A 23,161-nucleotide genomic window follows, 5' to 3' on the forward strand; every position below is an offset into this window, starting at 1 on the left:
TCAGGCGGCGGCCAGGGGCTCGGCGTCGTGCGCGTCGTGGAGCACGCGGCAGACCTCGCCGACGACCCTGCCGTGCATCGGCAGAGAGACATGGCCGACGGCCCGCACGGGGACGTTGCGTATCCGGAGGTCGGGGTGGACCAGCCGGGCGTTGGCGGCGGGGACGATCAGCTCGTCGAGGTCGCTGTGGAACGCCACGAAGCGTGTACCGCAGCCCGGAGCGGGCTCGGTGAGCTCCATGAGCACGTCGCTGCCCGGGCGCAGTTGCCGGATCGCCCGGAGCGGCAGCGGCAGCGCCGCGGCCAGCGTGCCGGTGTGCGGGGCGCCCAGGGTGACCAGTGTGTGCACACGGGCGTCGCCGCCCATGCGCTGCACGTAGTAGCGGCCGACCACGCCGCCGAGGCTGTGGCCGATCAGATGGACGCGCTCGTGCCCGCTGCGCTCGCAGACCCGCTCCACCTCGTCCGCCAGCAGGTGAGCGGCACCGCGGACGTCGTTGTTCAGCCAGTTGTAGTTGAGCACGGCGACCCGGCCGAAGCCCGCCTGCCGCAGACCGCGTCTCATGACGTGGAATATCGCGCGGTTGCTGCACAGACCGTGCACCAGCAGGACCGGGCTGTCGGTGGAGACGGCCGGAAGGGCCACGGCGCCGTCCGAAGGGGCCGCCCACCGGGATCCGTGACCGCGGCGCTCCCTGCCCTCGCCCAGACCGGACGGGTACAGGGCCAGCGCCGCGACGATCGCGGCCACTTCGACGGCGGCGCCGAACACGGCTTCGGTCAGCGCGCGGACGGGGAGCAGGCTTGGGCGATTCATGGGGCGACTCCTCACGCCGCCAGGGGCACGCGCTGCCGGAACCACACGGCGGAGCACGCCCCGCCGCACGGAGAAGGCTCCGCTCCGAGCTCGCGCCCGAAGGCCGCCGCAGAACGGAAACCGGCTGGACACGCCGTCCGCTCAAACGGATTGCGGGGACGTTAAGCCGAAGTTTCCGCTGTCAGCAATGGTTTGGTGGCCCACCTCACACGCGGATTACGTGCGGCGACCGGACGACTTCGCAGAGACCATCCGATTGCCCCGGCGCCGATGGGAGGTTCGGCCGGCGCGGCGCGGCGCGGCGCGGCGGTCGGCGGTCGGCGGACGGCCGAAGGGCCGAAGACCGTGCGCACGGTCTTCGGCCCTTCGGTGCAGCGGCCATGTCGGCTGTGACGGCGGTGGGGGAGGATGCGGTCCGCCCTCCGCGTCACAGCACTACGTCCGGGACGGGCTAGCGGCGTCCGGGGAAGTGGTGCCGGTCGCCGTGCCAGCCGTGGTGCCGGTACCAGGGACGGTTGTTGTACCAGCCGTGGTGCCAGGCCCGGTACCGGTCACGGTCGCCGAAGTGACCGCGTCGTCCGTCGTGGTCGTGGTCGCGGTCGCGGTCGTGGTCGTGGTCGATCCTGATGAGGTCCGCCCGCTGGCTCTGCGGGAGGTTCCTGGCGCCGTCGTGGCCCGCGTCGGCCGCCAGGGCCGGCAGGGCGGCCGCGCCGACGAGGGCGCCCGATGCCACACACGTGGCGATCAGGCGGAGCGCCTTACGAGAAACAGACATGTATCCCCTCACGGTCGTGCACACCCGCCCTGGTTGGCCGGGCGTGCGATCCGAATTCCCGGCTTCGTGCCGAGACGCCACACTGTGGCCCTTCACGACGACACCAGATCGCCGAACCGATTCGTGTTACGAAACGCGGATATATCCGTAACTCTCCCTTGTACGGAGCATCGATCCGGGGAGTGTGCGGGCCACCTGGCGGTTTCGCCGCCGCGCCTCCCGCGAATGGTCGAAGGCCTTCCGTAACAGCGCCGTCCCCTCCGGTCGGGGACCCGTTTCGGGCGGCGGCGCACGGGGCCGTCACCGCGCTCGCAAAGGGGTAGATATCGGGTGTTCAGCCCAAAGGGCGAACCCGTCCTGAGGGTGAGCCCATGGCTGCGGCGGCGGCCATGCGTGCGGCGCGCTTCTCCCGTGCCGGCCGCCGACTCGGCGTGCGGCGCCGAGGCGAGCACCCGGGTGCCGTACTGGCGGCCCGGCCAACGGGTGGTCATCGCGCCGGGGAGGGCGTGCGACGCCTGCGCCCGCGGCGGGGACGCCCAGGGCTGCCTGGCCCCGCAGAAACTGGCCCCGCTGACAGGGACCTTCAGTTCGGCCTCGGCTACGCGACCGCGTCCGGCAAGGGCTGGGTCGACGGCGGATCGCCGACGAAGGGCTTCCTCAGCTCGGTCGCCGTCGGGCCTGATCGGAGTCGACGTTCCACTCGTGGGCCGGCCAGACGTGGGCGGACTGGATGTTCATGCTGGGCCTGCTCGCCCTCGCCGTCGGCGCGTCCGTCATGACCGGTGTGGCGCTGCGGCCGGCCGCCGTGGCGGGCACGGCGATGATGGCGCTGATGTGGATGGCCGAGTGGCCACCGGTTCGCTCCCGGCACTCTCGACCCGCGCAGCCGGCGCGGCCGACTTCCGGACGGTGAACTCCCCGGCCACAGCAGACTTGGACCGTGGCTGGACCTTCCCGTCGACCTCACCGCCGAGTTCGAGGCCGACCTGAACGACATCAGGCGACTGATCGAGGCGGCGGCACGGTGACGGGACTGACCGCTGCTCCTCGCCCCCCGGCCGCACCCCAGGTGTCGGTAGCCTGCGTCATCATGAAGCGCGCGTGGTTTCTGCCGGTCCTGTTCCTGCTCTGCGGCTCGTTCCTTGCGACAAGCCAGGTCCTCCAGGGAAACCCTGGCGGAGCCGCGGCAGAGTTTTTGGTGTTCGCGCTGCTCGCGGGGGTGTGCTCGCCTCTGGTCTTCCCGCGCTCGATCGGTGCTCTGGAGGCACAGGACCGCAGCGCGGCCGACGGCCGGCCGATCGTCTTCTGGCGGCCGGGCTGCACGTACTGTCTGCGGCTGCGCATCCGGCTGGGCCGTCGCGCCCGCCAGGTGCACTGGGTCGACATCTGGCGCGACCCGGCCGGCGCGGCCGCGGTGAGGGCGGCCAACAACGGCAACGAGACCGTGCCGACCGTCGTCGTGGCAGGCCGGCCGCACACCAACCCCGATCCCGCATGGGTGCGCGAACAGCTCTCCCGTTCCGCCTGATCAGGCGCGATCCCCACACGCGGGGGCGCCCCGGGCCCCTGGGCCGAATGGGCCTGGGGGAGTCCTTGCGGCCCATATCCACCGAGTGATCGCGGTAAGACACTGACAGCAACGAGCAGACCGAGCGCAGGAGGTGCGCGCCATGCTGTCGCCCGTCATCGTCGGAGTGGACGGATCTGCCGAGAGCCTCGCCGCCGTCGAGTGGGCCGCCCGTGAGGCGGTGCGCCGCGACCGGCCGCTGCGCCTGGTGCACGCCCGGAACTGGACCCGCGGCCAGGCGGAGAGCGAACCCGCGCACGCCGCGCAGCGGCACCTGGCGCGCCGTACCCTGCGGCAGGCCGAGGAGCACCTCCGCGGCTCGGTACCCGATGTGGACCTCACCGACGAGCAGGTCGACGGCCCGGCGACCGCGGCCCTGCTGAAGGTCACCGAGCAGGCCGAGCTGCTGGTGGTGGGCTCACGGGGCCTCAGCGGCTTCACCGGGGTGCTCGTCGGCTCCGTCGCCCAGGGGGTGGTCGCCATGGCCCCGCGCCCCGTGGTCCTCGTACGGGCGGGGGAGGAGGCCGAGGACGAGCACTTCCCGGCCGGCGACGGCCGCCCGTCCACCAGCACCGGCTTCCGCGACGTGGTGCTCGGCATCGACCTCGCCGACGCCTGCGACGAGGTGATCGAGTTCGCGTTCGAGGCGGCCCGGCTGCGGCACGCCCGGCTGCGTGTCGTGTACGCCTGGCAGCCGCCCTCCGCGATCAGTCTCGGCCCCGGTGACATCGGGCTGATCGACGATCCCGAGCAGGCCGAGGAGTGGCGGGGCTTCCTGTCCGCCGTGCTGAAGGCGTGGCGTGAGAAGTACCCCGGCACCGAGGTCCTGGAGACCGTCGTGGAGGGCAAGGCGTCCACCGTGCTGGCCCGGGCCGCCTCCGCGGCGAGCCTCCTCGTCGTCGGCCGCCGCCTGTCCGACCGGCCGGCGGTCGCCCGCATCGGCCCCGTCACCCACGCCGCCGTTCATCACGTCCGTTGCCCGCTGGCCGTCGTGCCGCACGAGTGAGGCGGAGTCCCCCTCCGCCGGGTGCCCGACGCGGCCGTCTGCGCGCCCTCTTCGGGGCTGACGCTCGCCGGACCCCTACGAGCCGGCCGGCCGGCCGAACTGGCGCAGGCAGCGGACCGCGAGGTCGGCCGGCGAGTCCGGTCCCTCCACTCCGGTCTCCGTGCCGGCCCATGTCTCCAGGGCGATCCGGATCGCGTCGGTGGCCGCGGCCGCGGTGACCCGGACCTCCAAGTCGTCGAGGCGCCCGTCCGAGAGCCGTGCGATCACCGGGACGAGCCGCTCCTCGGATTCCTGGTTGACCCGGTACCAGACCGCCCGCAGCGCGGGGTCCCCGGCCGCGGCCCGGAGCAGCCCACGCGTGCGCAGCAGCGCCCGGGTCGCCTCCTCGTCCGGCGGGAGCAGCGCCTGCTCGACCGCGGACTCCAGCGCCCGGGGCAGCGCCGTGCCCGGCTCGGTGGCCTCCAGGAGGTCCCGCCAGCGGTCGGCGCCGCTCGCGAGCAGTGGGCTCACGGCGTCCTCCTTGGAGCGGAAGTACCGGTAGAAGGTCCGCAGCGCGATGCCCGCACGCCGGGCGATCTCCTCCGCCGTCGTGTCCTGCGGGCCGCGCGTGGCGAACAACTCCATCGCCGCGTGCGCGATCTCGAGCTGCGTGGCGGCCTTGCGGCGCTCGGTCAAGGAAGGGGACGCGTGGGTGCTCACCGCACAAGGATACGGCCCGCGCCCCAGTTTTGGCATGCAATGCCATTGTGGCAAAACGTGTCACATAGGCGTAACGTGTAAGTCGATCGAGGACGCCGAAGGCGAGAGAGAGCCGGCGTCACAGGGCCCCGGCCGGCCGGACATCCGCGGGGCCGGTTTGGAGAACACATGAACCGCTACGAAGGCCGTCGAGTCCTGATCACGGGTGGTGGCTCGGGCATCGGCCAGGCCACCGTGCTGCGCATCCTCGCGGAGGGCGGCACCGTAGTGGCCGCGGACGTCAGCGAGCGAGGCCTGAACGACACCGCCGGGAAGGCCGGCGCCCACGCGGACCGCCTCACCACGCTCGTCGTCGACATATCCGACGAGGCCTCGGTACGCGCCGGGGTCGCCGCCGCCGTCACCGCGCTCGGCGGTCTGGACGTACTGGTCAACGCGGCCGGGATCCTGCGCTCCTCGCACACCCACGAGACGAGCCTCGAGGAGTTCACCCGCATCCTCCAGGTCAACCTCGTCGGCACCTTCCTCATGATCCGCGAGTCCATCCCGGCGCTGCTGGAGGGCCGGGGCGCGGCGGTCGTCAACTTCAGCTCGACCTCCGCGATGTTCGCGCACCCCTACATGGCCGCCTACGCGGCGAGCAAGGGCGGCATCCAGTCCATGACGCACGCGCTCGCGAGCGAGTACGCCAAGCAGGGCATCCGCTTCACCGCCGTCCAGCCCGGCTCCATCTCCTCCGGCATGACCGACGGCACCGGTGCCAGCAGGCAGAGCTCGGGACCCGGGCTGCCTGAGGACGCCGACATGAGCCTGTTCATGAAGCTCTCCCCGGCGCTCGGCCAGGGCTTCGCCGGCCCGGAGACGGTGGCGTCCGTGGTCGCCATGCTCGGCTCCGACGACGGCAGCTTCATCACCGGCACCGAGGTCCGCATCGACGGCGGCACCCACTTCTGAGAACGCGACGGCACCCACTTCCGAGAACCAAGGAGCGCACCATGAACGACCTGTGCGGCAAGAACGTGATCATCACCGGCGGGGCCCGCGGCCTCGGCGCCGAAGCGGCCCGCCGGGCGATCGCGGCCGGAGCCCATGTGGTGATCACCGATGTGCTGGCCGACGAAGGCAGGGCCACCGCCGCCGAACTCGGCGCCGACGCCCGCTTCCTGCCTCACGACGTCACCTCCGAGGAGGACTGGCGGCGGGTCGCCGACTTCACGGCCGCCGAGTTCGGCGGGATCCACGGTCTCGTCAACAACGCCGGGATCTCGACCGGCCGGCTTCTCGAGGACGAGTCCGTCGAGCACTTCCGCAAGGTGCTCGACATCAACCTCACCGGTGTCTTCATCGGCATGAGGACCGTGATCCCCGCGATGAAGGAGAACGGTGGCGGTTCGATCGTCAACGTCTCCTCCGCCGCGGGCCTGATGGGCCTCGCGCTGACGGCCGGCTACGGCGCCTCCAAGTGGGGCGTACGGGGGCTGACGAAGACAGGCGCGGTGGAGCTGGGCACGGCCCGCATCCGCGTGAACTCGGTGCACCCCGGCATGACATACACCCCGATGACCGCGTCCGTCGGCATCGAGCAGGGCGAGGGCAAGTACCCGAACACGCCGATGGGCCGGGTCGGCGAACCGCACGAGATCGCGAGCGCCGTGGTGTACCTGCTGTCGGACGCCGCGTCCTACGTCACGGGCGCGGAACTGGCGGTGGACGGCGGCTGGACCACCGGACCGACCGTCAAGTACGTCATGGGGCAGTGACGGCGGACACCCCGTCGCGCTCCAGGACCACGACGATCGAGGGACCCGGCCGCGAACGCCCCGCCGCCGCGCCCCGATCCGATCAGGCACCTGGCTCGGACGTCACAGTTTCCGGTCCTCGGACGTCACATGGATGGGCTCCGGCCCGTCAGACATCCGAGGCACCCGTGGGGAGAGTGTGACCCGATGACCGAACACGACCGGCTCGCCGCCCGGTTCGAGACCGACCGCCCCCGCCTGCGGGCGGTGGCGTACCGGATGCTCGGCTCGCCGGCCGAGGCGGACGACGCAGTCCAGGAGACCTGGCTCCGCGTCAGCCGCTCGGACGCCGCCGCGGTGGAGAACATGAGCGGCTGGCTCACCACCGTCGTGGCCCGGGTGTCGTTGAACATGCTCCAGTCCCGCAAGTCGCGCCGCGAGGACCTGGTCGACGCCCCCGAGACCGGCGGCCCGGCCCGCCAGGACACGCCGGTCGACCCGGAACGGGAGGCGCTGCTCGCCGAGTCGGTCGGCACCGCCATGCTCCTCATCCTCGACACGCTCACGCCCGCCGAGCGGCTGGCGTTCGTGCTGCACGACCTGTTCGCCGTGCCCTTCGAGGAGATCGCGCCGATCGTGGACCGCACCCCGGCCGCGGCCCGCCAACTGGCCAGCCGCGGCCGCCGCCGCGTCCAGCGCCAGGGCGTCGCCCCGGGCACACCGGGCGCAGGCGCGACGATCCGGCCGGATCCGGACGAGGGCGCCGGCACCCACCAGGCCGGCAAGGCCGATCTCATCCAGGCCTTCCTCACCGCCTCCCGCGAGGGGGACTTCGAGGCGCTGCTGACCCTGCTCGCCCCGGACATCGTGCTGCGCGCCGACCGGACGGTCGTGCGGATGGCCGCGGCCAGGGGCAGGCACGCGCCGCCGGAGATGCGCGGCTCCGACGCCGTCGCGCGCGCCTTCGCGAAGCTCTCCTGGGACCCGGTGCCCGCCCTCGTCGACGGCTCCGCCGGACTGGCCTACGCCCCGCGCGGCGTGCCCCGCGCCGTGTACCGCTTCGGCATCGCCGAGGACCTCATCACCGGCATCGACGTCCGGGCCGACCTCACCGGCATGGACATCGTCCTGTGCTGACCCGACGCGGCACGTCATGGCCCCGGTCGACGCCGACGCGGAGTACGACGACCCGCCCACCGGCCCGCTCCCGGACCGCGGTGGACGGCCGGTCACATCCCGCGGCCGCCGCCTGTCATACGGACTGAGCCCGAACTCCGACCCACGCGACCAGGAGACACCTCATGTCCACACCCAACGCCGTTCCCGCGGCCGGGGACTCACGGCGGTGGATGGTCCTCGCCGTCATCTGCACCGCCTACCTCATGCTGACCCTCGACGCCACGGTGATGAACCTGGCGCTGCCGTCGGCGCAGACCGCGCTGCACTTCTCGGACGCGGACAAGCAGTGGGTCGTGACGGCCTACGCGCTGAGCTACGGCAGCCTGCTGCTGTTCAGCGGCCGGCTGGCCGACCTCATCGGACGCAAGGAGACGTTCGTCGCCGGCCTGGCCGGCTTCGCGGCCGCCTCCGCGGTCGGCGGCGCCGCCAACAGCTTCGGCATGCTGGTGGCCGCCCGCGCCTGCCAGGGCGTCTTCGCCGCGCTGCTCGCGCCCACCACCCTGTCGCTGCTGGCCACCACGTTCACCGACCCCAGAGAGCGCGGCAGGGCGTTCGGCGTCTTCAGCGCGGTCGCGGCCAGCGGCGGCGGCCTGGGCCTGCTCATCGGGGGCGCACTGACCTCCGCCCTGAACTGGCGCTGGTGCATGTACATCAACCTGGTCTTCGCGGCGTTCTCGCTGATCGTCGGCTCCTCGCTGCTGACCCGTCAGCCGCGCACGGGCACCCGGATGGACGTCCCCGGCGTGGTCGTGGTGTCCGGCGGCATGCTCTGCCTGGTCTACGGCTTCTCCAACGCGGCGACACACAGCTGGCACACCCCGTCGACCTGGGGCTTCCTCGCGGCGGGCGGTGTGCTGGTGGTGCTGTTCTCCCTCTGGCAGCGCCGCGCCCAGCACCCGCTGCTGCCCCCGCGGGTCGTGCTCGACCGCAACCGCGGCGGTTCCTACATCGCCGCACTGGTCATCGGCGCGGGCATGTTCGGCGTGCTGCTCTTCCTCATCTACTACATGCAGACGGACCTGGGGTACTCGGCGATCAGGTCGGGTGTCGCCCTGCTGCCGATGGTGGCCGTCACGGCCGTGGCGAGCACCGTGGGCAACATCCGGCTGATGCCGCGCTTCGGCCCGCGGCCGCTGATCACCACGGGCATGCTGATCAACGTCGGCGGCATGGCCCTGCTGACCCGGATCGGACCGGACTCCCCCTACGCCTCGACGCTCCTCGGGCCGATCATGGTGATCGGGCTCGGCATGGGCCTGATCTTCGCCGCCGCTCTGCGCACCGGCACCTCCGGAGTGCTGCCGCAGGACGCGGGCATCGCCTCGGCCGCCATCAACACCGGCCAGCAACTCGGCGGCGCCATCGGCACCGCGCTGCTCAACACGATCGCCGCGAGCGCCACCACCGACTACCTGACCGGCCACGCCCACGGCAGGCCGGGACCGGCGCTGCTCCACCTGGCGACGATCCACGGCTACACCCGGGTGTTCTGGTGGTGCGCCGGCATCTTCGCGCTCGGCGCCGTCGTCAGCGGCGCGCTGCTGCGCGGCGGCCCGCTGCCGACACCCGGGCCGCCCACCCCCAAGCCGACCCCGGAACCGGAGAAGGTGCCCTCCTGACAGCCGAGGAGGAGGGCCGGGCAGCCCGGCCCTCCTCCCCCACCGGTGAGGAGACTCGCTCACACCCCGGGCGCGGGCCGTACGACGATCCCATGGCGCTCGAGCAGCGCCGCCGTGACCCCGTCTCCCGGCACCAACTCCCCGGCGAACGAACCGTCGTGGACCGCGCCGCGTCCGCACGAGGGACTGCGCGGCATCAACAGCGCCTCGGCGCAGCCCGCGTCGCGCGCCGCCGCGAGCGCGCGTCGTGCTCCGTTCACGAATTCCGCCGTCACATCACGCCCGGTGTCGTCGACGACCCGGGCCGTCCCGTCGAGCACGTCGTGTCCGTCGCCGCCCACCAGTTCGGCGGGCCGCCGCGGGATCACGAGTCCGCCCGCGACCTCCGGGCAGAAGGAGACGACTTCGCGGCCGGCCACCGCCTCCTCGATCTCCGAGGACATCTTGTGCCGGCCGTCGAACCGGCACGGCACACCGCGCAGACACGCGCTGACCAGGATCGCTTCCATGCCGCCAGGCTAACCGCGGCGCTCGGCGAGGAGGAGGGTGAGGGCCGCGGCGGCGAGGAGGGCGCCGGTCAGGGGGAGGCCGTGGTGGCCGGGGAACTCCCGGAGGTGTCCTCCGAGGAGGGCGCCGCCCGCCATGCCGACGTTGATGGCGACGGAGCCCGTCGCGGACGCACCTCGGCGCGGCGGGCACGACGCGAGTGCCGTTACCGAGCGGTCAGTGTTCCTGGGCCGTCGGGCGCATCATGATCTCGTTGATCGCGGCGTGCGCGGGCTGAGTGATCATGAAGGTGATGGCGCGGGCGATGTCATCGGCACGCAACCAGGCATCCTCCGGCAGGGCACGTGCGGCGAGGCGCCCGCCGCCGGCCGCCATCTCCGTCATGGTCAAGCCCGGTTCGATCAGACCCACCCGTACGCCCCTTCCGGTCACCTCCTGGCGCATGGCCTCGCTGAACGCGCACACCGCGTGCTTCGTCGCCGAGTACACGGCGTTGTTCCTGCGTGCCACCCTGCCCGCGACGGAGCTGACGTTCACAAGATCGGCCGTCCCGCGTGGTCCGTCCGCCGCCGCCCCGAGCAGGTGCGGCAGGGCCGCCCGTGACATCTCCAGCACGGCGTCGAGGTTGAGGTCGACCATCCGCCGCCACTCCGCCGGATCACCCTCCTCGACGGGGCCCATGGCCACGTAACCGGCGTTGTTCACCAGCACGTCCAACCGCGCGAAGCGGCCGACGGCGTCCTCGACGGCCTGACGTGCCTGCGCCGGATCGGCCAGGTCGGCGGTGAGGACGGCGCACGAACCGCCCTGGTCGCGGATCCTGGAGGCCAGTTCCTCCAGCCGCTCGGTACGCCGGGCGACGACCGCCACGGCCGCGCCCTGCCGGGCCAGTTGCCGGGCGGTCGCCGCACCGATGCCGCTGGACGCACCGGTCACCAGCGCCACGCATCCAGCCAAGGGCGCTCCCGACGGCGCTTCGGCCTCCACGCCCGGGGCCATGCCGCTCTGTTCCGCGGCCTGTTCCGCATCCCCCACGCGTCCCGTGTTCGGATCCCTCACGCCCAGCACCGCCCTTCACAGATCGCATCCCCGCCGCATCCGCCGCGCCCGACGAGGTGCCGCCTCCTTTCGCAGCTTGCACCAGGTGGCCCGGGACCGCCTCTCGCTAGCCGCGGCCTCCGGCACCCCACTCGGACAGGGCCGCCTCACGCAGGTGCTCGGCGAGCGCGGCGGTGGCCGTCGACACGGCGCCGTCCTTGACGCCCCAGGCCAGCAGAAGGCGGCGGCGGGCCCAGGGATCCTGCAGTTCGCACACGGTGAGCGGCTGGTCGGGGTCGACGGCGCGACGCGGTACGACCGCGAGTCCGACGCCTGCCGCGGCGAGGGCGACGAGGACGCCCAGGTCGGCGACGGTGGTGCGGTAGCGGGCCACCGGAGCGTGCGGCGGGAGGTGCGCCTCGATCCAGCGGCGCAGCGAGGAGCCGGCGTCGAGCCCGACGAGCGGATGTTCGGCGACCTCGCTGTAGGCCAGCGAGGTCCGGCCGGCGAGGATTCCTCCGGCCTGCCCGATCACCACGAGGGAGTCGTCACCCAGCGGCTCCATGCGCAGGCCGCAGTCGCGGGCCTCGTCGTCGACGACGACCCCCAGGTCCGCCTCGCCGTCGGCGAGCATCCGCACTGTCTGCGGCGTGCGGCTCTCGCACACCGTGACGTCGACGTCCGGGTGGGCGCGCAGGAACGACACCAGGGCCTGGGGCACCAGCCGATGCATCGCGGATCCGCCCGCCGGCAGGGTGAGCGGCGCGGTCGGGGACCGGGTGTAGCCGGCGACGGCGCTTTCGAGGCGTGCGGTCTGGTCGAGCACGTCGCGTGCGTGGCGCGCCAGGGTCGTGCCCGCGGGCGTGGGCCGCACGCCTCGTCGTCCGCGGATCAGCAGGGCCACACCGGCGTGGTGCTCCAGCGAGCGCACCCTGGCGCTGGCCGACGGCAGGCTCAGGTGCATCCGTTCAGCGCCCGCCGTGATCGAACCCTCCCTCACGATGTGGAGAAAGAGCCGCAGATCGTCCAGGTCGTAGCGCACCGCCCCAGCCTAAAGCTCAACCTCAGGGCCAGCCTAAGGACCAGCCTGAGGCCGGCTGCGTCGATTGCGCATTGTGCACCCGCGGGTCGCGCGGCGATGCTCAACGGGTCGGACTCCGAGCGCCGGGGACACTTCGGCCTGGCCGTAGGCAGGATGCCGTCCGCCCCGCGCAGGGCACCGATGGACGACCATCACCGATCGTTGGGAGCTGAGACCGACCGACATGAGCGAACGCGACACGGAAGCCACCGGACCGTACACGTGCACGGACACGTACACGGACACGGCGCGAGCGAGGCTGGTGATGGCCTACGACGCCTGCGTACTGGCGGATCTCGCGCGGGCCGCGGTCCCCGTCGGCGCGCACGAGCTGAACCCCGACGGGACCATACGTGAGCCGGGTGCCGTGCTGGCCGACGCCGCCCGAGTGCTCGCGGCGGCGCGGCTCTTCTTCGAGACCGCCGCCGTGTACGAGCGGATGGGCGGCGCCGACTGGCAGCTCATCGGCGACGTCCTGGGTGTCTCCCCGCAGGCCGCCCGGGCACGCTTCGCCGTCGCCGAGACCGGCTTCCGGGAGGAACTGCTCCCGCCTGAGCGGACCGAGGCCCGCGCGGCGAGCCGCCTGCGCACCCACATGGTCAGGGAGCCGCTGGAAACGGCCCTCGACCTCGACGACTGGGTCCTGCGCCACCAGGACGGCGACGACCTTCTCGGCCCCATACCGGTCTCCGGCGGCTTGGCCCGGACGGCTCCCCGGCCCGCACCGCAACAGAGTCAGCAGCCGGTCCCGGGGGCGAAGGGGCCTTTGGTGCCGAACACGAGCCGCGCGAAGTTGTCGGCGATGCGGCGGTGCGCCGCGGGGTCGGGGTGGACCTCATCGGGCAGCGGGAGTTCGGCGTAGTCCGCCTCGCCGTACAGTTCACGCCCGTCGAGGTGGTGCAAGTTGGGGTCGTCGGCCGCCCGCTGCTCGACGATCTCGGCGAGTTCCCGGCGGATGACGCCGAGCGTCAGGCGCCCGGCGGCGCGCTCGGCCGGATCGCCCGTGGCCCTGAACCGCAGGGTGCCGTTCGCGAAGTCGGGCGCGAGGGGGCCGGGGGTGTCCTCCTGGACCGGGCAGAGGATGGAGGACACGACCAGCAGCGGCGTCGTCGGATGCCCCTCGCGGATGGTGTCGAGGAAGCCGTGGACGGCGGGCGTGAAGGCGCGCAGGCGCATCGCGTCCGTGTTGACGACATTGATGCCGATCTTGAGGCTGATCAGGTCCGCGGGGGTGTCCCGCATCGCGCGAGCGGTGAACGGGTCGAGCAGCGCGCTGCCGCCGAACCCCAGGTTGACCAGCTCCACTCCGCCGCGGGCCGCGGCCAGGGCCGGCCAGATGGCGGTCGGGTGGGCGGCGTTCGAGCCGTGGCTGATGGAGCTGCCGTGGTGCAGCCACACCCGGCGTCCGCTGTCCGGCGCCGGCTCGACCGGGGCGTCGGTGCGCAGGGCGATCAGCTCGGTGATCTCCGTGTGGGGAAGCCAGATCTCGACGTCCTTGTCCCGCGCGGGCAGATCGGTGAACCGGGCGGTGCCGGGAGGCCCTTCGAGCAGTTCGGCGGACTGGGTGGCCATGTCGACGGTGCGTACGTTGCCGCCGGTCACCGTGGCCTGGCCCGCGAGGCGGCCGTCGACCAGCAGGTCGTACACGCCGTCGGCCGGTGCCGGGAAGCCGCGGTAGGCCCTCTTGGTGGGCAGGGTCTCCAGTTCGACGGCGGTGGCCCGGGTGCGGAAGGCCAGCCGTACGCCGGACGGCTGGGCCTCGGCCATGGCCAGTTGCTCGTCGGGGATCTGCCGGCGCGCGCCTGCGGGCAGCCGGTGCGGCAGGAGGCCGTGCGCCGTGCGCTCCACGTCCAGGTGTCCACGCAGGAGGTCCGCGGTGACGGGTGTGGTGATCCAGTCGTGCTCGGTGTTCATCGCCTCAGCCTGTTGATCAAGAGTCGGAGCGTCGAGGAAGGCCTCGACCCGAAGCCCATTATGCATTTGCCTACGACCTATAGGCAAAAGTCGTCAGAGGTCACCCCCGCCGGCCGCCTGCCTGCATGGTGCCGCCGGTCCCAGCAGGACGGGACGCCTGGCTGCGCGCACGGGCAGGGCGGATCGTGGAGGCATGACGACAACACTGATCACCGGAGCGAACAAGGGTCTCGGGTACGAGACCGCCCGCCGCCTGATCGCCGAGGGCCACACCGTCTACGTCGGCAGCAGGGACGCGGACCGGGGCCGCGGCGCCGCCGAGCGGCTGGGCGACGGGGCCCGGGCCGTGCAGATCGACGTCACCGACGACGCGTCCGTGGCGGCGGCGGTGAGCACGATCGAGGCCGGCGGCGGTCTCGACGTGCTGGTCAACAACGCCGGCGTCGAGGCGCGCGGCCCGGACAACGGGGTGGCGGGCGCGGCGGAGGTCACCGCCGATCTGATGCGGGAGGTCTTCGAGACCAACGTCTTCGGCACGGTACGCGTCACCCACGCGTTCCTGCCGCTGCTGCGGCGGTCCGCGTCGCCGGTCGTCGTCAACGTCAGCAGCGGCCTGGCCTCCCTCACGCACGTCGCCGACCCCGGCCACCCCGCCGCCGCATACCCCGGGGTCGCGTACCCGGCGTCGAAGGCCGCGGTCAACATGGTCACCGTGCAGTACGCGAAGGCGTTCCCGGACATGCGGATCAACGCGGTGGAGCCCGGCTTCACCAAGACGGACCTGAACGGGAACACCGGGACCCAGACCGTGGAGGAGGGCGCCGAGATCATCGTCCGCATGGCACGGCTGGACCCGGACGGCCCCAGCGGCGGCTACTTCGACGTGACGGGGCCGCTGCCCTGGTAGGTGACGGCGGGGCCCCGGCTGTTCAGGCCCGGGAGGGCGGCTCCTCGAACAGCACTCTCAGGGCGACCTTCCGGTAGTGCCGGCCCGGATGGTCGTGGCACCCCGACGTGAGCGGCCGCCCCATGTGCTGAGCCCGCCCGGCCCCCGGCCCGTCTCTCAGCGCATCCGGCCCAGCGCCTCCCGCATCCGCCGGGCGTCCCGGATTCGCTGCTCGTACGTCGCGCCCAGCGCGAGCAGCAGCAGCCCGGCGAACGCGGGAGGGAGCCAGCGGGGGAGTGCGCCCGCCAACTGCACCAGGTAGGGGGCGAGTTCGTGCAGCGCGTCCAGCACGAGCACGCTCCCGCCGAGAACGAGCGGCGCCTGGAGCCGGTGGCGGGCGCCCACCAGGGTGAGCACGAGGGCGGCCGTGCCCAGCAGCAGGGGGCGCGGCCAGTCGGTGTCGGCCCACGCCGCGAGCAGGCTCGGCGCGAGCGTCGCCGCGAGCCCGGGACCGTACGCCGTCCACGACGAGGCCCCGGGGTCCCGGCGGCGCCGCAAGCAGCCCACGACCAGCGCCGGGACGGTCACCGGCAGGGTGTACGCCTCCGGGGTGCCCACGGCCCACGACCCGAGCCGCACCCAGGTGGCCAGCACGAACAACGCGGCGGCCGCGTACCCCACTTGACGGCGGTCGGCGCGCACGGCGGTGCCCGCGGCGATCACCCCGCACAGGGCCAGTACCAGCGCCAGCACGGGCGCGTCGGTGACGGCCAGCCCGACGGCCAGGAGCCCCGCGACGGCACCGGTGACCTCGACCGGTACCGCGGCCCTCGGGACCCGCGCCGCGAGCAGCGCCGCGGCGGCCGGGACGAGCAGGACCAGCAGCGCCGTGTGCGCGGCGGACCAGCCCGCGGCGGCACCCACCGCACACGCCAGACCCGCCGCACCGGCCAGTGACGCGCTCGCGTAGACGGCGGTCAGCCGCGGGTGGGCGGCGGCCACCGTGAAGACCGCCGTCAGCGCGGCGAGCACCGCCAGGGTCGCGTCCCGGGAGGCGAGCGAGAGGAACGCGAGGCCGGCCGCGGTGAGCAGGGAGAGGAGCGCAGCGGTGAGGGACGTCGTCGTCCGGCGCGCGTACGCCGCCATGGCCAGCGCCGCGACGACCGTCAGCCCCTGCGCGAACAGGCCGGCCGTATAAGGGAGTCGCAGTGTGACCGGGAGGACGAGCGCGCTCGCCCAGACCAGGACCACGGTCCCGGCCGCGCCCTGGTCGCGCCGGGCGGTGATGGCGCGAGCCGCCCCGGCCAGCACCGCCGCGACGACCGCGAGCACCAGCGGCGCGGCCGCCGCGTCCACGGGCCAGGGCGCCCGGAGCGTCACCGCCGCACGCAGATCCGACGGCGCCCCGGACCAGACCCGCCCCGTCCAGCCGACCGGACCCAGCAGCGTCACGAGGACGACGGGCAGCGCCCACAGCACCGCCAGGGCCTGGACGGCGGCCGACGCCCATGCGGCACCACGCCGCACGGCATCCGGGAGCCGAACGCGCACGGCCGCCGCCAGCCCGACCCCGCAGAGCAGATAGCCGGGCACCGTCCATATCTCGGGCAGCACCGCACGCGGGATGCCGCCGAACGCCGCGACCAGGTGCAGCCCGCCGGTCACCGCGGCGCCGGTGGCGAGGCCCTGCCGCGGGGCGCGCCAGGCGGCGTACAGCGCGATCGCCGCCGCGAGGACGAGGAGCGCCGCGGCACGGACGGCGGCGCTCGGACCGGCCGCCTCCCAGGAGAGCACGCCGCCCGCCAGCACGCCCCAGCCGCCCGTCCCGTACGCGCCGACGCAGGCGGCGATGCGCAGGGACCGCGCGGACGTCCGGAGCGCGACCACCGTGTCGCACGCGGCCGTCAGCAGCAGCGCGGCCGTGATCGCGTACGGGCCCGCACCGGCCGCCACCGCCCACAGCAGCAGCGGGAACTGGCCGGCGCCCAGCGCGGCGGGCAAGGGAAGGCGCAGCGAACCGAGCCCCCTGCCGTACCCCCACCACACCCCGCCCAGGCACGTCGCCGCGACGGCCGCGTACGCCGTGCCGTCGGTGGCCGTCAGCGCGACCTCGTGCAGCGCGTACGCGTCGAGCACCGTCAGCGCCAGCCCGAGGCCCGCCAGCGCCTCCGCCGTCGAGCGCAGCCCGCGCCTGAGCAGGAACACGGGAGCGCCGAGGGCCGCCGCGGTCACCGTGGCCAGCACCAGGGACCGTCCGGCGATGCCCAGGTGCCCCCAGCCGATCAGGGTGAACGCGATCGCGGCGACGGTCAGCAGGACGCCGCCGAGGACGAGGAGCACGTTCTGCACCCGGGGCGCGGTGGTCTCGGGCCGCCGCGGCCCCGGCGGAGCGGGCGGGAGGGCCGGCTGGAGGAGACCGATCAGGTGGGCACGGCGGAACAGCAACTGGGCACGGCGGGCGTCGAGTTGCCGCAGCTCCGCGTCGAGGATCCGCAACTCCTCGGCCGGTGGTGGTAGGTGGGTCATGCCGTGGAGTCTGCTGCGCGCCCCGCCGCCGGACATGAGCGCGCGTACTCAGGTCCCGTACTCAGACGCCGCGCGGTGACCACTCGCGCCGATTTGGAGGTCGCCGGGCTGCGGCTGTCCCTCGGGCCTCTCGTTTGGATCATGCCGGGCTCGCGGGCCCTGGTGCCGCGCCTCGCGGCGTTGTCGTCGGTTGGCAGGGCTCCGCCCTGCCGCCCTCCTCCGCCTTGCGATCCACGGCACCAGACCCCGCTCCCTGATCCGGCCTGATCCAAACGAAAGACCCTTGCTCTCACAGCCCGGCGACCGGCTCTCAGGTCACGCCGGTTGGGCCGGCGCGCTCCTGGTGGTCAGGACGCGGTGGATCAGCCGGGCGCCCGCCCGTGCCGTGCGGTGGTCGGCGTCGAGGTCCGGGTTCAGCTCGGCGACGTCGCAGACGGCCGGTTTCCGGCTCGCCGCGACCGCGGCGCAGACGTGCTCGACGACCTCCATCTGGACCCCGTAGGCGGCCGGAGCGCTCACGCCCGGGGCCGTACCGGCGGGGAGCACGTCGAGGTCGATGCTGAGATGTACGACGTCGCAGCTCGCCAGGAACTCCTCGATGAACGCGTCGACGCGCTGCAGGTCGGGCAGGCCGCACTCGGTGTCGAGCAGGTACCGCACCCCGAGCCTGTCCGCGGTGCGGAAGAGACGGGTGGTGTTGCTGGGCTGACTCACTCCGAGCACCCAGTAGTTCAGCCGTCGCCCGTGCCGCTCCTCGCTCTGTGCCATCTGGAGGAAGGGGGTGCCGGAACTGGGCCGGACGTCGTCGCGCAGGTCGAAGTGCGCGTCGAGGTTCAGCACCCCGAGACGCGCGCCCTCGCGCAGGGCGCGGGTGCCGGACAGCCCCAGGTAGGTGCCGTAGGCGACCTCGTGGCCGCCGCCGAGCACCACCACGGGGTGACCGCGGTCGACGAGCGGCGTGAGCACCCGGCCCAGGCGGTGCTGCCCGCCCTCCAGGTCGCCGTCGGCCACCTCGATGTCGCCGACGTCCAGCGCCCGCACCGGCGCGGGCAGCGCCATGGACGCGAGGGCGCCGCGCAGCGCGCGCGGGCCGTCGGCCGCACCCTGACGGCCCTTGTTCCGCCGGACCCCCTCGTCGCTGCGGAAGCCGACGAACGCGACGTCCCCCGGCCCGGCGTCCCGGGGGTCGAGGCCGACCACGTGGTGCCAGCGCAGGTTGTCGTCCCCGGGCCCGTCGTCCCGGCCCGTCCAGGGCCCGGGCGCCACGTCCGCGGCCACCGTCGCGGTGGCGGCGGACGTCACCGTGCCGTCCGTGCTCATTCCGTGTCGCCCTCGGCCATCGGGACGCGCACTCCGCGCCGCCGCGCCACCGAGGCGGCGTGCTCGTAGCCGGCGTCCACGTGGCGGATGACGCCCATGCCCGGGTCGTTGGTCAGCACGCGGGAGAGCTTCTGGGCGGCGAGTTCGGTGCCGTCGGCGATGCAGACCTGGCCGGCGTGGATGGAGCGGCCCATGCCGACGCCGCCGCCGTGGTGGATGGAGACCCAGGACGCGCCGGAGGAGGTGTTCACCAGGGCGTTGAGCAGCGGCCAGTCGGCGATGGCGTCGGACCCGTCGAGCATCGACTCGGTCTCGCGGTACGGCGAGGCGACGGAGCCGGAGTCCAGGTGGTCACGGCCGATGGCGATCGGAGCGGACAGTTCGCCGGAGGCGACCATCTCGTTGAACCGAAGCCCGGCGCGGTGGCGTTCGCCGTAGCCGAGCCAGCAGATACGGGCGGGCAGGCCCTCGAAGGACACGCGCTCACCGGCCATCCTGATCCAGCGGTGCAGGTGCTCGTTCTCCGGGAACAGCTCCAGGATGGCCTTGTCGGTGGCCTCGATGTCCTTGGGGTCGCCGGACAGGGCGGCCCAGCGGAACGGGCCGAGCCCCTCCTCGAACAGCGGGCGGATGTGCGCCGGCACGAAGCCGGGGAAGTCGAACGCGCGCTGGTAGCCGGCCTTGCGGGCCTCGTCGCGGATGGAGTTGCCGTAGTCGAAGACCTCGGCCCCGGCGTCGAGGAAGCCGACCATGGCCTCGACGTGCCTGGCCATGGACGCGCGGGAGCGCTCGGTGAAGTCGGCCGGGTCCTTGCGGGCCTGCTCGTGCCACTCCTCCACGCTCACCCCGACGGGGAGGTAGGACAGCGGGTCGTGCGCGGAGGTCTGGTCGGTGACGATGTCGATGGGCGCGCCCATCTCCAGCAGCTTCGGGAACACCTCCGCGGCGTTGCCGGTGAGGCCGATGGACAGGGGCCTGCGGGCGTCCCTGGCCTCGACGGCGAGCCGGAGCGCGTGGTCGAGGTCGTCCGCCGCGACGTCGAGGTAGCGGTGCGCGATACGGCGCTCGATCCGCGTGGGGTCGCAGTCGACGCAGAGGGCCACGCCGTCGTTCATGGTCACGGCGAGCGGCTGGGCGCCGCCCATGCCGCCGAGTCCGGCGGTGAGCGTGATGGTCCCGGCCAGGCTGCCGCCGAACTTCTTGCGGGCCACGGCGCCGAACGTCTCGTAGGTGCCCTGAAGGATGCCCTGGCTGCCGATGTAGATCCAGGAACCGGCGGTCATCTGGCCGTACATCGTGAGGCCTTCCGCCTCCAGACGGCGGAACTCCTCCCAGTCGGCCCAGTCGCCGACCAGGTTGGAGTTGGCCAGCAGCACCCGCGGGGCCCACTCGTGGGTGCGCATGACACCGACCGGCTTGCCGGACTGCACCAGCAGCGTCTCGTCGCTCTTCAGCGTCTTGAGGGTGCGGACGATGGCGTCGTAGGCGGCCCAGTTGCGGGCGGCCTTGCCGGTGCCGCCGTAGACGACCAGCTCCTCCGGGTGCTCGGCGACCTCCGGGTCGAGATTGTTCATGAGCATCCGCAGGGCGCCTTCCTGCTGCCAGCCGAGGCAGTTCAGTTCGGGGCCGCGAGGGGCGCGGATACTGCGGGCCTCGGGGGAAACGCCGGCCATGCTGTCTCCTGGGTGGGGATGTCAGTGGGGACGGACCTTCGTCCGTGCTTCCATGACATGCGAGGAGCACACCGGTGGCCAGGCGCGCCGTCCGGATTTCTCGGATCCGAGAAACCGGCTCGGCGGGACGGGCGGAAAGGCGCTTCCCCTAGAATTTTTCCGACAGCCCGCCGGCCGGGCGTGGGGGGAACCGAGGGTGACGAGGATGGTGAACGGCGTGGCCGTGGAGGGTGCGGACCTCGCCCGTCTGTACGAGGAACAGGCGCCGGGCTCGGCTCCCGCGTACCAGCGGGTGAAGGACCTCGTGACCGAGCAGATCACCAGCGGTCGCTGGCGCGAGGGCGACGCCCTGCCGTCGGAGAACCAGTTCGTCGAGTCGCTCGGCCTGTCCCGTATGACGATCAACCGCGCGCTGCGCGAGCTGACCGCGCAGGGACTGCTCCGGCGGGTCATGGGGGTCGGCACCTTCGTGGCCCTGAACAAGGGCAGTTCCGCCCTGGTCGAGGTGCACAACATCGCCGACGAGGTCCGCCGCCGCGGCCACCGCTATCGCGCCCGGGTGCTGTCCTTGCGCGAGGAGGAGGCGGGGCCGAAGATCAGCGCCCAGTTCGGCCTCGGCGAGCGGCACACGGTCTTCCGGTCCCGCGTGGTGCACTTCGAGAACGACGTGGCCGTCCAGCTGGAGGACCGTTACGTCCACCCGGGCTTCGCCCCCGGCTATCTGGAGCAGGACTTCACGCGGCGCACGCCGTTCACGTTCCTTTCCGAGGTCGCGCCGCTGGGCAAGGGCGAGCACATCGTGGAGGCGGTGCTTCCGTCCGCTGAGGAGTGCGAGATCCTGGGCATCGAGGAGTCGGAGCCCTGCTTGCTGATCCAGCGCCGCACCTGGTCGCAGGGCGCCCTCGTCAGCGTCGCCCGCCTCCTCCATCCCGGCTCCCGCTACCGCCTCGAGGGCACGTTCGACACCCACTGAGCCCCGAGCCGCCCGCCGCGCGAGCGGTCGAACGGTGCCGGTCAGGCCGCGCCCGCGGCGTGCCGTTCTCCGGTGGATCGGTCCCGCGCAGGGCGATCCCCCTGCTCCTCTGCGGCCCGCCGCCCCCATGGGTGCGGCCGGGCACCGGCCGTCAGCCGCGGAGCCTCCTGACCGCCGATCCGACCGCCGCACCGGCGGCCGAGCCGCGCTGTTCAGGCCGCGTCCTCGGCGGGTCGTTCTCCGGTGGATCGGTCCCGCGCGGGGCGGTTCCCTGCTCTTCTGCCGCCCGTCGCCCCCGCAAGGGGGCGCGGCCGGGCCGCTGGGTGGGCTGCTTGCCGGCGGGGGAGCCGGCCGCCGAGCGCCTGGCCGCGCTGACCGCAGGTCCAGCCGCCTCACTGCCTTGTGAAGCCACCGCCGCGCCGTCTGTTGGGCCGGCCGCCTCGCCGGCGGGCGAGCCAACCGCCGCGTCGACCGGCAAGCTGACCGTCGGGGCTGGACCGCCCCGATCGCCGACCCGGCCGTACCGGCGGCCGAGCCTCGCACCGGTTAGGCCCGCGGCGTCCCGCTCTCCCGCGGATCGATCTCGCGCGGGTCGATTCCCTGCTCCTCTGCGGCCTGCCCCCCGGGGGTGCGGCCCGGCACCGGCCGTCAGTCGCACGGGCCCCTGGCCGCTGGCTCGGCCGCCTGGTCGGCGGGCAAGCCGGCTGCCGAGCGCGTCGCCGCGCTGACCGCTGGTCCAGCCGCCTTGCTGCCTGGCGAAGCCACCGCCGTGCTGGCTGTTGGGTCGGCCGGTGAGCTGACCGTCGGGTCTGGTTACCGGCCCGACCGCCGAGCCGACCGCCGCACCGGCGGCCGAGCCGCGCCGGTCAGGCCGCGTCCTCGGCGGGTCGTTCTCCCGTGGATCGTTCCCGCGCGGGGTGATTCCCCGCTCCTCCGCGGCCCGCCGCCCCCGAGGGGGCGCGGCCGGACACCGCTGCCGTCAGGCGTGCTGCCCCCTGGTGCAGGACGTGCCGCACATGGTCCGGGTCGTGCCGGCTGTAGTGCCGGCTCCATGTGCTGCTGAGCGCCGCCACGGGACGCGAGTTGTGGTCGAACGCGGCCACCCCCATCGAGCGGAACCCCTCGGAGACCAGCTCGATCTCCTCCGACCAGCCCCGCTCACGGTCCCGCGCCAGCAGGCTCCGCAGCTCGGACAGTGAGCGCGGGCCCTTGCCCGTGCGGGTGACGAGGTTGCCCGGCCGCGGATACAGGGCCCGTAGCTGCGCCTCGCCGCAGTGGGCGAGGATCGAACGGCCGTTGGCCGTCAGATGCGCCGGCAGCCGGACGCCGATGTCGGTGACGAGGGCGACGTCGACGTCGCCGCCCTGACCGGTCGGTGGGCGCTCCTTGAGCAGATAGACCGACTCCGCGCCGTACAGGATGCCCAGGTGCACCGTCTGGCTCAGCCGATGGGCCAGACGATGCAGGATCGGGCGCGCGAGCCGCTCCAGCGGCTCGTGCCGCAGATACGCGGAGCCGATCTCGAAGGACGCGACGCCCAGACCGTACGCCTGCTCCTTGGGGACGTAGGTGACGAAGCCGCGATCGACCAGCACCGACAGGATGTGGTAGGCGGACGAGCGCGGGATGCCCAGATCCCGGGCCAGCGCGGTGGCCTGCGTGGGGCCCGAGCGGCCGGCGAGGTGCAGAAGGATGTCCAGCGCCCGCCCGACCGCGGGCGAGGCGCTGCTCGATTTCGTCTCGATGATCTCGTCGATGATCTCGTGTCCGCTCACTGGTTCACCTATTGACGTGCCTGTCTATACAGGAATATACAAGGCACTCGTTCCCCGGGCGCCGCGAC

The 23,161-nt window shown here is 73.3% G+C and carries 20 protein-coding genes and 1 pseudogene; 9 read left to right on the plus strand and 12 right to left on the minus strand.

Translation table 11 applies throughout. The features are described from left to right. Positions 1-816 carry an esterase/lipase family protein gene (locus tag ACF09J_RS24210; protein ID WP_392307516.1) on the minus strand — a complete coding sequence of 272 codons (816 nt, stop codon included), beginning with the start codon at positions 814-816 and terminating at the stop codon, positions 1-3. A 451-nt stretch (positions 817-1,267) separates the two neighbouring features. Further along, entirely contained in the window at positions 1,268-1,591 is a 324-nt protein-coding gene (locus ACF09J_RS24215) for a hypothetical protein (protein ID WP_392307517.1), read from the minus strand. Between the two features lie 578 nt (positions 1,592-2,169). Between ACF09J_RS24215 and ACF09J_RS24220 the strand changes: the two are divergent. From ACF09J_RS24220 to ACF09J_RS24230, 3 genes and pseudogenes are all read left to right on the plus strand, one after another. Next, positions 2,170-2,453 (plus strand): annotated as a pseudogene (locus tag ACF09J_RS24220) (hypothetical protein); the annotation flags it as partial. Between the two features lie 228 nt (positions 2,454-2,681). Then, positions 2,682-3,119, plus strand: a complete 438-nt coding sequence (locus tag ACF09J_RS24225) for a glutaredoxin domain-containing protein (protein WP_392307518.1) — start codon at positions 2,682-2,684, stop codon at positions 3,117-3,119. Between the two features lie 142 nt (positions 3,120-3,261). After that, positions 3,262-4,164, plus strand: coding sequence for a universal stress protein (locus ACF09J_RS24230; RefSeq protein ID WP_392307519.1), 903 nt, complete (start codon positions 3,262-3,264; stop codon positions 4,162-4,164). 75 nt (positions 4,165-4,239) lie between these two features. On the opposite strand, the gene ACF09J_RS24235 is transcribed toward ACF09J_RS24230, so the two are convergent. After that, positions 4,240-4,899, minus strand: coding sequence for a TetR/AcrR family transcriptional regulator (locus ACF09J_RS24235; protein WP_392307520.1), 660 nt, complete (start codon positions 4,897-4,899; stop codon positions 4,240-4,242). Positions 4,900-5,031: 132 nt separating this feature from the next. Between ACF09J_RS24235 and ACF09J_RS24240 the strand changes: the two genes are divergently transcribed. The 4 genes from ACF09J_RS24240 (at position 5,032) to ACF09J_RS24255 (ending at position 9,400) form a co-directional block, all read left to right on the plus strand. After that, positions 5,032-5,817, plus strand: a complete 786-nt coding sequence (locus ACF09J_RS24240; protein WP_392307521.1) for an SDR family NAD(P)-dependent oxidoreductase — start codon at positions 5,032-5,034, stop codon at positions 5,815-5,817. A 41-nt stretch (positions 5,818-5,858) separates the two neighbouring features. Continuing rightward, positions 5,859-6,623 (plus strand): glucose 1-dehydrogenase, encoded by a 765-nt coding sequence (locus tag ACF09J_RS24245; protein WP_392307522.1) that lies wholly within the window; start codon positions 5,859-5,861, stop codon positions 6,621-6,623. Positions 6,624-6,809: 186 nt separating this feature from the next. Continuing rightward, positions 6,810-7,739, plus strand: a complete 930-nt coding sequence (locus tag ACF09J_RS24250) for a sigma-70 family RNA polymerase sigma factor (RefSeq protein ID WP_392307523.1) — start codon at positions 6,810-6,812, stop codon at positions 7,737-7,739. Positions 7,740-7,903: 164 nt separating this feature from the next. Further along, on the plus strand, positions 7,904-9,400 hold the full coding sequence (locus ACF09J_RS24255; protein ID WP_392307524.1) for an MFS transporter: 1,497 nt from the start codon (positions 7,904-7,906) through the stop codon (positions 9,398-9,400). Positions 9,401-9,459: 59 nt separating this feature from the next. Here ACF09J_RS24255 and ACF09J_RS24260 read toward each other — a convergent pair whose 3' ends face one another. From ACF09J_RS24260 to ACF09J_RS24280, 5 genes are all read right to left on the minus strand, one after another. Beyond that, complete coding sequence (locus ACF09J_RS24260; protein ID WP_392307525.1) at positions 9,460-9,909, minus strand: DUF523 domain-containing protein; 450 nt, start codon at positions 9,907-9,909, stop codon at positions 9,460-9,462. Between the two features lie 9 nt (positions 9,910-9,918). After that, entirely contained in the window at positions 9,919-10,044 is a 126-nt protein-coding gene (locus ACF09J_RS24265) for a hypothetical protein (RefSeq protein WP_392307526.1), read from the minus strand. A gap of 79 nt (positions 10,045-10,123) precedes the next feature. Beyond that, positions 10,124-10,942, minus strand: a complete 819-nt coding sequence (locus ACF09J_RS24270; protein WP_392307527.1) for an SDR family NAD(P)-dependent oxidoreductase — start codon at positions 10,940-10,942, stop codon at positions 10,124-10,126. A gap of 130 nt (positions 10,943-11,072) precedes the next feature. Then, positions 11,073-11,987: a LysR family transcriptional regulator gene (locus ACF09J_RS24275; protein WP_392307528.1), complete on the minus strand. Its 915-nt coding sequence runs from the start codon at positions 11,985-11,987 to the stop codon at positions 11,073-11,075. Between the two features lie 774 nt (positions 11,988-12,761). Continuing rightward, positions 12,762-13,940, minus strand: coding sequence for a GDSL-type esterase/lipase family protein (locus tag ACF09J_RS24280; RefSeq protein WP_392307529.1), 1,179 nt, complete (start codon positions 13,938-13,940; stop codon positions 12,762-12,764). A gap of 193 nt (positions 13,941-14,133) precedes the next feature. Between ACF09J_RS24280 and ACF09J_RS24285 the strand changes: the two genes are divergently transcribed. Next, entirely contained in the window at positions 14,134-14,847 is a 714-nt protein-coding gene (locus ACF09J_RS24285; protein ID WP_392307530.1) for an SDR family oxidoreductase, read from the plus strand. Positions 14,848-15,003: 156 nt separating this feature from the next. On the opposite strand, the gene ACF09J_RS24290 is transcribed toward ACF09J_RS24285, so the two are convergent. From ACF09J_RS24290 to hutU, 3 genes are all read right to left on the minus strand, one after another. Next, on the minus strand, positions 15,004-17,352 hold the full coding sequence (locus ACF09J_RS24290; RefSeq protein ID WP_392307531.1) for an SCO7613 C-terminal domain-containing membrane protein: 2,349 nt from the start codon (positions 17,350-17,352) through the stop codon (positions 15,004-15,006). Positions 17,353-17,667: 315 nt separating this feature from the next. Continuing rightward, positions 17,668-18,672 carry a formimidoylglutamase gene (gene hutG / locus ACF09J_RS24295; protein ID WP_392307532.1) on the minus strand — a complete coding sequence of 335 codons (1,005 nt, stop codon included), beginning with the start codon at positions 18,670-18,672 and terminating at the stop codon, positions 17,668-17,670. Beyond that, entirely contained in the window at positions 18,669-20,345 is a 1,677-nt protein-coding gene (gene hutU / locus ACF09J_RS24300) for a urocanate hydratase (protein WP_392307533.1), read from the minus strand. The genes hutG and hutU overlap by 4 nt, the downstream gene beginning before the upstream one ends. Positions 20,346-20,550: 205 nt before the next feature. Here hutU and hutC point away from each other — a divergent pair, with 205 nt between their 5' ends. After that, entirely contained in the window at positions 20,551-21,318 is a 768-nt protein-coding gene (hutC, locus tag ACF09J_RS24305; RefSeq protein ID WP_392307700.1) for a histidine utilization repressor, read from the plus strand. 866 nt (positions 21,319-22,184) lie between these two features. On the opposite strand, the gene ACF09J_RS24310 is transcribed toward hutC, so the two are convergent. Continuing rightward, the gene (locus ACF09J_RS24310; RefSeq protein ID WP_392307534.1) at positions 22,185-23,093 is read right to left on the minus strand and encodes an IclR family transcriptional regulator; all 909 of its coding nucleotides are present in this window, start codon (positions 23,091-23,093) and stop codon (positions 22,185-22,187) included. Positions 23,094-23,161: the final 68 nt, after the last annotated feature.

The organism is Streptomyces sp. NPDC014889 (genome assembly GCF_043081205.1).
GTDB lineage: Bacteria > Actinomycetota > Actinomycetes > Streptomycetales > Streptomycetaceae > Streptomyces.

Bases quoted from the DNA above. Each gene is read 5' to 3' on its own strand.
- ACF09J_RS24210 (WP_392307516.1), bottom strand. From the start codon at position 816: ATGAATCGCCCAAGCCTGCTCCCCGTCCGCGCGCTGACCGAAGCCGTG.
- ACF09J_RS24215 (WP_392307517.1), bottom strand. From the start codon at position 1,591: ATGTCTGTTTCTCGTAAGGCGCTCCGCCTGATCGCCACGTGTGTGGCA.
- ACF09J_RS24225 (WP_392307518.1), top strand. From the start codon at position 2,682: ATGAAGCGCGCGTGGTTTCTGCCGGTCCTGTTCCTGCTCTGCGGCTCG.
- ACF09J_RS24230 (WP_392307519.1), top strand. From the start codon at position 3,262: ATGCTGTCGCCCGTCATCGTCGGAGTGGACGGATCTGCCGAGAGCCTC.
- ACF09J_RS24235 (WP_392307520.1), bottom strand. From the start codon at position 4,899: ATGCCAAAACTGGGGCGCGGGCCGTATCCTTGTGCGGTGAGCACCCAC.
- ACF09J_RS24240 (WP_392307521.1), top strand. From the start codon at position 5,032: ATGAACCGCTACGAAGGCCGTCGAGTCCTGATCACGGGTGGTGGCTCG.
- ACF09J_RS24245 (WP_392307522.1), top strand. From the start codon at position 5,859: ATGAACGACCTGTGCGGCAAGAACGTGATCATCACCGGCGGGGCCCGC.
- ACF09J_RS24250 (WP_392307523.1), top strand. From the start codon at position 6,810: ATGACCGAACACGACCGGCTCGCCGCCCGGTTCGAGACCGACCGCCCC.
- ACF09J_RS24255 (WP_392307524.1), top strand. From the start codon at position 7,904: ATGTCCACACCCAACGCCGTTCCCGCGGCCGGGGACTCACGGCGGTGG.
- ACF09J_RS24260 (WP_392307525.1), bottom strand. From the start codon at position 9,909: ATGGAAGCGATCCTGGTCAGCGCGTGTCTGCGCGGTGTGCCGTGCCGG.
- ACF09J_RS24265 (WP_392307526.1), bottom strand. From the start codon at position 10,044: ATGGCGGGCGGCGCCCTCCTCGGAGGACACCTCCGGGAGTTCCCCGGC.
- ACF09J_RS24280 (WP_392307529.1), bottom strand. From the start codon at position 13,940: ATGAACACCGAGCACGACTGGATCACCACACCCGTCACCGCGGACCTC.
- ACF09J_RS24285 (WP_392307530.1), top strand. From the start codon at position 14,134: ATGACGACAACACTGATCACCGGAGCGAACAAGGGTCTCGGGTACGAG.
- ACF09J_RS24290 (WP_392307531.1), bottom strand. From the start codon at position 17,352: ATGACCCACCTACCACCACCGGCCGAGGAGTTGCGGATCCTCGACGCG.
- hutG (WP_392307532.1), bottom strand. From the start codon at position 18,672: ATGAGCACGGACGGCACGGTGACGTCCGCCGCCACCGCGACGGTGGCC.
- hutU (WP_392307533.1), bottom strand. From the start codon at position 20,345: ATGGCCGGCGTTTCCCCCGAGGCCCGCAGTATCCGCGCCCCTCGCGGC.
- hutC (WP_392307700.1), top strand. From the start codon at position 20,551: ATGGTGAACGGCGTGGCCGTGGAGGGTGCGGACCTCGCCCGTCTGTAC.